The organism is Kocuria rosea subsp. polaris (assembly GCF_001483755.1).
Classification (GTDB): domain Bacteria; phylum Actinomycetota; class Actinomycetes; order Actinomycetales; family Micrococcaceae; genus Kocuria; species Kocuria cellulosilytica.
This window is the reverse complement of record NZ_LQBK01000012.1, coordinates 22,378-28,822: the sequence shown is the minus strand read 5'-3', so window position 1 is coordinate 28,822 and position 6,445 is coordinate 22,378. Positions and strand designations below refer to the sequence as shown.

At 69.0% G+C, this 6,445-nt stretch carries 8 protein-coding genes; 5 read left to right on the top strand and 3 right to left on the bottom strand.

Annotated elements, in window-relative coordinates; translation table 11 throughout:
• Positions 1-173 precede the first annotated feature (173 nt).
• On the bottom strand, positions 174-425 hold the full coding sequence (locus AVL61_RS09010) for a hypothetical protein (protein ID WP_058874017.1): 252 nt from the start codon (positions 423-425) through the stop codon (positions 174-176).
• Positions 426-628: 203 nt separating this feature from the next.
• A complete protein-coding gene (locus AVL61_RS17395) occupies positions 629-781 on the bottom strand; it encodes a tyrosine-type recombinase/integrase (RefSeq protein ID WP_242630412.1) in 153 nt (50 codons plus the stop codon).
• Between the two features lie 62 nt (positions 782-843).
• On the opposite strand from AVL61_RS17395, the gene AVL61_RS09005 reads away from it, so the two are divergent.
• Both AVL61_RS09005 and AVL61_RS09000 read left to right on the top strand, forming a co-directional pair.
• Positions 844-1,329, top strand: a complete 486-nt coding sequence (locus AVL61_RS09005; RefSeq protein WP_231738343.1) for a GNAT family N-acetyltransferase — start codon at positions 844-846, stop codon at positions 1,327-1,329.
• Between the two features lie 509 nt (positions 1,330-1,838).
• Positions 1,839-2,237 (top strand): helix-turn-helix domain-containing protein, encoded by a 399-nt coding sequence (locus AVL61_RS09000; protein ID WP_058874016.1) that lies wholly within the window; start codon positions 1,839-1,841, stop codon positions 2,235-2,237.
• Between the two features lie 98 nt (positions 2,238-2,335).
• Here the strand turns inward: AVL61_RS09000 and AVL61_RS08995 are convergent, their stop codons facing one another.
• A complete protein-coding gene (locus AVL61_RS08995) occupies positions 2,336-2,824 on the bottom strand; it encodes a hypothetical protein (protein ID WP_017834498.1) in 489 nt (162 codons plus the stop codon).
• Positions 2,825-3,117: 293 nt separating this feature from the next.
• On the opposite strand from AVL61_RS08995, the gene AVL61_RS08990 reads away from it, so the two are divergent.
• From AVL61_RS08990 to AVL61_RS08980, 3 genes are all read left to right on the top strand, one after another.
• Entirely contained in the window at positions 3,118-3,963 is an 846-nt protein-coding gene (locus AVL61_RS08990) for a Crp/Fnr family transcriptional regulator (RefSeq protein WP_058874015.1), read from the top strand.
• A gap of 95 nt (positions 3,964-4,058) precedes the next feature.
• Positions 4,059-4,298, top strand: a complete 240-nt coding sequence (locus AVL61_RS08985) for a heavy-metal-associated domain-containing protein (protein WP_058874014.1) — start codon at positions 4,059-4,061, stop codon at positions 4,296-4,298.
• 215 nt (positions 4,299-4,513) lie between these two features.
• A complete protein-coding gene (locus AVL61_RS08980) occupies positions 4,514-6,442 on the top strand; it encodes a heavy metal translocating P-type ATPase (RefSeq protein WP_058874013.1) in 1,929 nt (642 codons plus the stop codon).
• Positions 6,443-6,445 lie beyond the last annotated feature (3 nt).

Below are 6,445 nucleotides of genomic sequence, written 5' to 3'. Positions count from 1 at the left end.
AGGGCAGGTGGCTCACCGCCACCACTCGCTTTACATATGGCCGGTTATCAGCCGCTCCACGAGAACGACATTGCCTGTGGGGTTGGCCCGTGCGGGGGCAGGTCCTGTCCTGATGGGCGTGCTGGCCGTGCTTGCACGCTCTCCACAGGGTGCTGTTACCGAGGAGCAATGGGTCAGGAGTCGTCGTCCTGGCCCCACAGCCAATGCAGGTAGATGGCGCCCCATCCCGGGCCCAAGGCGTCCACCAGGGCATTGGCCACCGTGCGGGCGTCCACCCAGGGGTACCGCTGACCAATCCGCGCCGCTTCCTGGCAGATCCTCTCCGGATCGTGGCCCTCGTGGTGCAGGGCGACCGCGGCTTCACTGACCCGGGCCTCGAAGAGCCGTCGATCCGTCAGGGGCACGGGCTCAAAGGTGATAGACATCAGACTCCCTCAGAACAACGATCGCCCAAGGGAGCCGGAGTTGCTCCCACGAGCAGCTCCGCGAATGGTGGAGACATAGTAAGCAACATCACACTCGAATGGCTATTCAAGGCTTTATCTCATGTGCTAACTCCCATGAAGCTCTCGGGGGCAGCACACGCCCCACGGCAACGGTGCAGCGAACTCCTACGGATCCACCGGAGTCAGGAGGGCGTTGACCGCCACCTCAGCTGTCCGGGCAGTTCGTCGAGGTACTTGGAGGTGGTGGTCACCGAAGCGTGACCCAGCAGCTGGGCAACGACCTTCACGTCCCAGCCTTCGGTGAGCATCAGGGTGGCTGCGGTGCTACCGGACATTGCCCGCGGGAATGATGATGCAGTTGAGGTTCGGCATCTGGTTGCGGCCATACGATGACCCCGTGCTCCATGACTTCTCCTTGCGACCGTTGATGGCAGCGGAGAACGCGTTGCTGGCCGCGGCCACGCTCGGGAACCTCAACTGGTGCGGGCAGCGGTTCATAGCGGCCGATGTGCGCACGCGGTCGGAGTTCGCCCACTACACGGTCGTTGATCCCCAGCGCGGCGACTTCGGTTGGGTGGCCGAAGTCGGTAAGGGCGCCATCGGCGTTGTCTGGGCCCAATTCCTGCCCCCGGATGATCCTGGTTACGGATTCCTCGCCGAGGACACCCCGGAAGTGAGCCTGTGGGTGCGGGGCGACTGGCGTGGCCGGGGAGTGGGCAGGGCGCTCCTGCGCCGGGTGCAGGACGACGCGCGAGCTCGAGGGGTGCCCCGGCTCAGCCTGTCGGTGGAGGCCGACAACTACGCCAAGAAGCTCTATGCGGCGGAGGGCTTCGTCGACGTCCCCGGACGTGCAACCGATGGCGTCATGGCCTGGAACCCATAACAGGCACCGGGCCAGCACCACGCAGACGGCATCCCCAGGGGAAGGCTTAGCCGATGCGGTCGGAGTCGGTGTCCGCAGGACCGGGGGGCCCAGCAATTCCAGCCTGCCGTACGCGCCGGCGGAAACCGCCTCTGGGCGGACAACCCGGCCCCGGACCGCCTCGTCAGCACGGCGGGGCGTCTCACCGGCGGAAGTGGGGACATTATGAAAGTCGATCTTTTCCTTACCGGTCGGTACGGTTGGGGTATCGCGCACGGTGCTCAGTCGGGGGGCTGGGCCACCTAGTGTGGACCGTGTCAGAGGGCGCAGCCGGGGGGCTGGCCCATTCCAGACCGGTCGAATAGCCGCCGTCCTGGCGGCAGAAGAGCTGGGGCCTTGGGCTCCGTCGTCGGGGGGCGACGCTTCTGCCGTCGGGCTGGCGGCCCCTTACGGCACCCATGACCGTCCCTCCGTCCCTGTGGCAGCACATCGTCCATTCGCAGGTAGCTGCCCCGGTTGAGGAGGCCCGCATGAACGATGCCCACCCTGCCGCAGCGCACGCCGACTGGGCGGTCCCCGTGGCCGATCCGCTGTCGCGGGCGGCGGCCTTTGCCGCCCTGCGCCCGGCCCTGGAGGCTCTGATCCACCAGGCGGGCGCCGACTCCCGGCTGAGCGTGGAGGCCCGTCGGGTGCTGCGCGCGGTGGCCCGCACCCGCCCCGAGCACACCCTGGCTTTGGCTGAGCTCGCAGCCCGCGCCAGCACGGCCAAGGCCCAGGTTCGCCTCGCGTTGACCGAGTTGGACGCCCACGGCTATCTCGCCCAGCTGGCACACATCGCCCCGCATCTGAGCGCAGCACTGCCCCCACATACTCGCTGCACCCCGGCAACGGACCCTAAGGTCGAACCCGTCGACGGAGACACCTCCTGAACCTCCTCGTCCATAGTCCGGCCTCCGTGCAACGACCTCACGCCGAACCCGGCGGGTCTGATGCACTGTGGGTTGCTTTCCGGGCCGTGGAGTGCTGGCTAGTGACGGAGGTTGTAGAGCGTGATCGAGGCCAGCATCGTCAACCCGGCCAGCACTGCGGCTGCGGGCCCTGCCGTGGGAGTGACGAAAAGACCCACCGCCGCGGCGATGGCCGCGGGACGCAGGGGCTCTGCCTCGAGGGTGCCGAAGGCCGTGGTGGCGAGTGGGATCAGCACCAGCGTCGCCACCACACTCGTCACGTAAATCGTCAGGGCATGCCGGCGCGGCCGTGCTACGGCGGGGTCGTGCCGGTGCAGCAGTGTCGCGGCCAACCATCCGAGCGCGAGCACGCCCCAGGCAACCAGGGTCAGTCCGGGCCGCGGTGGGACCAGTGCGGAGGCGTTGGCCAGCACGAAGGTGCTGCCCCCGGCCGCGCCCACAGCCGAGCCCACCAACAGCGGCAGGACGGCGGCGAAGTCCCGGGGCGGCTTCCGCTGCTGATGGGCTGGAGGAGTCGATTCGGGACGTGAGGTGTTCACAGCGTCCACGCTCCTCCTGGAAGCTGCAGGACTCCCCGCGCGCCACGCCGAACGGGCGCCAGCGACACGTCAGCGGGGAAAGCTCTGCGCGCACTGGTGGTGTCTGTGAGATGCACCCCCATTGGAGAAGGTCTGGGGGAAGAAGCCATGTTGCTGATGCGGGTCGGGGTCCGTGAAAGCGGGACGCGGGGCCGGGGCCGAATGCTGTGGGAGTACGGTGGAATTCGAACGACGCGATCCGGTGACCAGGTGGGCGCCCCGTACCTGGTGCCGTTTCCCCTACCTGGCCTGAAGGGAACAGCATGAGCACCTCCTCGCACGCCGAGGGCCTGCAGGGGTCGCCGGCGCGGATGTCCCCGGATGCTAGCCCGGTGTCTTCTCGGCGGCGGATCCCGTTGCGGTCGACCTGCGCGCAGCCCCACTCCTGCCCGGCGCCGGTGCGGATGCAGGTGCTGTCCCGGACACCGATGTTCGCCGGGCTGGTCGAGGAGCAGCTGGCGGACATCGACCGAAGGATGACCTCCCTGTCCTGGGCTGAGGGGGACGCGCTCCATGTCGAAGGAGCGCCTGCCGAACACCTTTACCTCGTGGCCGCGGGACGGGCCAAGGCTTACCGGACCGCACCGAATGGGCAAGAGGTCGTGGTGGAGCTGCTAGGGCCGGGAGACCTGTTCGGCGGGCTACGCACCCTCGGCCAGGAAGCCTACGCCGAGACAGTCGAGGCTTTGACCACCGTGTGCGCCCTGCGGGTTGGCGATGACGCGTTCCGTCAGATCCTCGGCGAGCACCCGGTGGTGGGGCTGCGGGTGCTTGAGGACACCGCCGCGCTGCTCGCCCAGGCCCGTTCCGACGTTACCCGGCAGTCCACGGCCACCGTGGCCGAGCGACTGGCGGCGGTCCTGCTGCGCCTGGCGGAGAAGTTCGGGGAGCCCGCTCGCGAGGGCGGGACGCTGATCGAGCTGCCGCTGTCGCGGGCGGACCTGGCCGGGATGACCGGGTCGACCCCGGAGTCCGTCTCCCGGGTGATGAGCCGGTGGCGCAAGGACGGTGTCATCAACGCCGGCCGCCGCTGGACCGCTGTGCGCGACCCGCGCCGGCTGACGGAGATCGCCGGAACGGAGGCCTGGTCCTCCGAGCTTCGCGGTTGATTGACGCCCGTCATGGTTCGAGGACCCGGCCCTGCGTAGGTTGGAGACACACCCGATGAGGTGAGTACTCCACAACAGGGAGAGGAACCCCGACCATGACCACCACCACAGCCACCACCACTCACACGGTCCTGCGTGCCGAGGGCTTCTCCTGCCCGTCGTGTGTGGCCAAGATCGAGAAGCGCGTCGGGCGTCTCAAGGGCGTTTCGGCGGTGAAGGTCCACTTCGCCTCGGCCCGCATCGAGGTCGACCACGACCCTGCCCACGTGAGTGTGGAGGAGATCGTCGCCGCTGTTGCCAAGGCCGGCTACACCGCCCGCCCTGCCGTCTTCTGAGCTGGTCCATCACCACGGCCCGCGCCGCTGCCGCGACCTTCCCAGGAGGCCCGGCAGCGGCGCTTTCGCTGTGTCCGCATCACTGAGTCGTGGCGGGTCTTCTCAGCGGTTCGCGGTTGATTGACCCCCGTCATGTTCTGGTCTGTGGGTTCTGCGTAGCGTCGTGAACAAGCCCCCCATCGGGGGTGCAGGAGTCCTCGGAAAGGACGGACACCATGAACAGGGTGCAGAGCTGGATGTACGGCCGGTGGGCGATCCCCGCGGTTGCGGGGGCGCTGATCCTCGCCTCGTTCGCGGCCTCCAATGTCGTCGGCTCGGTCCGGTGGGCGGATGTGCTGATGATCGCTGCGGCCGTGGTTGCCGGCTACAACATCGTGGTCAAGGCTGCCCGGGCGCTGGTCGCTCGTACGGTCGGGATCGACCTGCTGGTGGCGGTCGCCGCCATCGGGGCGGTCATCATCGGCAACTACTGGGAGGCCGCCGCGGTGACCTTCCTCTTCGCGGTCGGCCACGCCCTGGAGTCGGCCACCCTCAACAAGACCCGCTCGGCGCTGGCCGAGCTCGTCGCGGTCGCCCCGGACACCGCCGTGGTCCTGCGTGACGGGGAGCAGGTCGAGGTTCCGGCCGCGGACGTGGCGATGGGCGAGGTGGTGCTGGTCAAGAACGGCGCCAAGGTTCCCGTCGACGGCCAAGTCGTGGCCGGCACCGGTGCCGTGGACGAGGCTTCCATCACCGGTGAGTCCATCCCGGTGGAGAAGGCCAAGAGCGACCAGGTCTTCGCCGGGACCGTCTCCCGCGGCGGGTTTCTTCAGGTGCTGGCCACCGGCATCGGCGCCGACACCACGCTGGCCCGCATCATCCACCGGGTGGAGGAGGCCCAGGACGCCAAGGCGGCCACCCAGGCATTCATCGACCGCTTCTCCACCTGGTACACCCCCGCAATCATGGTCCTGGCACTGGTCGGTGGCTTGATCACCGGGGACGTGGTGCTCGCCCTGACCCTGCTGGTCATCGGCTGTCCCGGAGCCCTGGTGATCTCCATCCCGGTCGCCATCGTGGCCGGCATCGGCCGTGCGGCCCGCAATGGCATCCTGATCAAAGGTGGGGAGTTCCTGGAGACCTCCGCGAGGATCACCGCCGTCGCCGTGGACAAGACCGGCACGCTCACCGAGGGCCGCCCGCAGCTGACCGACGTGGTCGTCTTGGACCCGGCGCTGGACCGCGCGGACGTGCTGGGCTGGGCCGCGGCCGCGGAGGCCGGCTCCGAGCACCCCCTGGCCCGCCCGATCCTCGACGCCGCTGCGGCCGAGGGCGTGGGCGCCTCCGTGGTCCCCGAGGCGGTCGACCCAGTCCCGGGCAAGGGCATCGTGTCGACCACTGACGGGGTGCGGGTGCTGATCGGCAACGCCGCGTTGCTGGAGCAGTACGGCATCACCGACCCGAAGGCTGCAGCTGCGGCCCAGAAGCTCGCCGCGGCTGGGCGGACACCCATGATCGTGGCCGTCGACAATGCCGTGATCGGTGTCATCGCCGTGGCCGACCAGGTGAGGGCCGACGCGGCCGAGATGGTGTCCCGGCTCCACGAGGCCGGGGTGGAGAAGGTCGTCATGCTCACCGGTGACGCCCCGTTGGTGGCTCAGGCCATCGGGAAGGTCACCGGGGTGGACGAGATCCGCGCCGGGTTGCTGCCCGAGGACAAGCTCGAGGCGGTCGCGGCGCTGCAGCGGGAGGGCCACTTGGTGGTGATGGTCGGCGATGGCGTCAATGACGCCCCCGCCCTGGCCACCGCGGACATCGGCGCGGCCATGGGCGCGGCCGGCTCGGCTGTGGCCGTGGAGACCGCCGACATCGCGCTGATGGGCGACAACCTGCTGAAGCTGCCCGAAGCGATCGGGCTGGCCAAGCGCACCGTGGCCGTGATGCATCAGAACATCACCGTCGCCCTGATCACCGTGGTGCTGTTGTTGGCCGGGGTCTTCGCCGGCGGGGTCACGATGTCGATCGGGATGCTCGTCCACGAGGCTTCTGTGCTCGTCGTGATCGCCAACGCCATGCGGTTGCTGCGCCGCGCCCAGGACACCACCCCCGCGACGGGCACCACACCGGCCGCCCCGGCCACAGACCGGGTGACATCCCGGTCCTAGGAC